Here is a 1,488-nt window from a genome sequence, read left to right on the forward strand (position 1 = left end):
GCCGAGCGCAGCGGTCCGCGACCCCGGCGGCCGGCCGGCATGGCCGAGCGGGCGCGCATCCCGCGCGCCGGACCAGGCCGGGCGCGGCCGAAGCGGACGCCCTGCGGCGGTGCCGCAGGCGCTGTCCCTGCCCGCCTCCGGTGGCGCAGGGCCCGCCGGGCCTGGAAACCCTTTGGCCCGGCTACGGCACCAGCCCCAGCCGCCGTTCCGTCACCTGCCGTCCCCATTGGGTGCCGGTGACCTCCTCCTCCAGCACGAAGCCTGCCTCGACATAGAGCCGCTCCGCCGCCGGCAGCCCCGCCAGGGTCCACAGGAACACCCGCGCGAAGCCGGCGGCCCGCGCATGGGCCAGCGTCTCCGCCAGCAGCCGTCGCCCCAGGCCTGCCCCGCGCAGCGACGCGTCCAGGATGAACCAGCGCAGATGCGCCGTGCGCGGCGGCAGCCCCGCCTCGCCGGCATCCAGCGCGATCGAGCCCAGCACGCGCCCCTCCGCCCCGACGACGCAGCGGAACAGGTCGCCCGCCGGGTCGAGCCGCGCCAGGAACTCCCCCAGCTCGCGCGCCACCTTCGCCTCGAACACCGCGCCGAAGCCATGGCTCGCGGCGTAGTGGCGCGCATGCAGTGCCGCGATGTCGCCGATGGCGCCCGGGACCCAGCCGGGCTCCAGGCACCAGCCCGGCGTCACCGGCGGCTGGCCCGCCCTTCGTAATAGCCCTGCTGGTAGGCGCGCTGCTGCGACTGCTTGCTCTGGTCGAACAGGTAGCCGCCGCCGGCCCCCAGCCCGCCGCCGATCAGCGCCCCCAGCCCGGCATTGCCGGCGATGGCGCCGATGATGGCGCCGCCGGCGGCGCCCGCCGCGCCGCCGGTCAGCGTGCGCTGCTGGGTCGAGTTCAGGTCGCCGCAGCCGGCGAGGCCCAGCGCCAGCAGCGCCGGGATCAGCATGGTCTTGCGCATGGTCGGTGTCCCCCTCAGCGGCGGGCGCGCGGCTGGGCGGCGCGCGGGCAGGGCCAGGTCTCGGCGGCGAAGCGGGCCAGGCCGTCCACCGCGCGGTCGCCGGCATGCTGCGGGTTGCGCGCGGCCCAGGCGACGAAGGCGGTGCGGGCCTGCTCCAGCGTCGGCTCCGGCGTGGGCAGGCAGAACATGCGGTGCGAGTCGCCATGCGCCGCGGCGGTGGAGGCGTGGAACTGCCCGGCCCCCACGATGAAGCCCTGGCAGTAATTCACGGCGGCGGTGTGCATCGGGTCGCTGGCCGGGGCGCCGCAGAGCGCGGCGAGGTCGCCGGTGCGGCCGCCGCTGAAATTGCGCTCGGCCACCTGCGCCGCCGCCGGCAGGGCCAGCAGCGCCGCCGCGGCCAGGGCGGCAAGCATGGGTCGTGGCATTGGGTTGTCTCCCCTGTCGGGCCTCACGGCCCGCACGGGAATGAGACACCGGGGCATGCCGGTTGCCAACGTCCCGCGCCGCCGCACGGGCGCGGCGGCTCAGGCGGCG

General features: G+C 77.2%; 3 protein-coding genes. All 3 read right to left on the reverse strand.

Annotation, left to right across the window (positions count from 1 at the left end):
• Nucleotides 1-181: 181 nt before the first annotated feature.
• The 3 genes from E2C05_RS31700 to E2C05_RS31710 are packed head-to-tail and all read right to left on the reverse strand — an operon-like array spanning nt 182 to nt 1,379.
• Nucleotides 182-685 carry a GNAT family N-acetyltransferase gene (locus tag E2C05_RS31700; RefSeq protein ID WP_133223575.1) on the reverse strand — a complete coding sequence of 168 codons (504 nt, stop codon included), beginning with the start codon at nt 683-685 and terminating at the stop codon, nt 182-184.
• Nucleotides 682-954, reverse strand: coding sequence for a glycine zipper domain-containing protein (locus E2C05_RS31705; protein ID WP_133223576.1), 273 nt, complete (start codon nt 952-954; stop codon nt 682-684). Before E2C05_RS31705 ends, E2C05_RS31700 begins: the two co-directional genes overlap by 4 nt.
• Before the next feature lie 14 nt (nt 955-968).
• The gene (locus E2C05_RS31710; protein WP_133223577.1) at nt 969-1,379 is read right to left on the reverse strand and encodes a Rap1a/Tai family immunity protein; all 411 of its coding nucleotides are present in this window, start codon (nt 1,377-1,379) and stop codon (nt 969-971) included.
• Nucleotides 1,380-1,488 lie beyond the last annotated feature (109 nt).

Origin of the sequence: Paracraurococcus ruber, assembly GCF_004353985.1 — a bacterium.
GTDB lineage: Bacteria > Pseudomonadota > Alphaproteobacteria > Acetobacterales > Acetobacteraceae > Paracraurococcus > Paracraurococcus ruber.

What these genes read in the sequence shown, in the direction of transcription:
- E2C05_RS31705 (WP_133223576.1), bottom strand. Translation starts at nt 954, where the DNA reads ATGCGCAAGACCATGCTGATCCCGGCGCTGCTGGCGCTGGGCCTCGCC.
- E2C05_RS31710 (WP_133223577.1), bottom strand. Translation starts at nt 1,379, where the DNA reads ATGCCACGACCCATGCTTGCCGCCCTGGCCGCGGCGGCGCTGCTGGCC.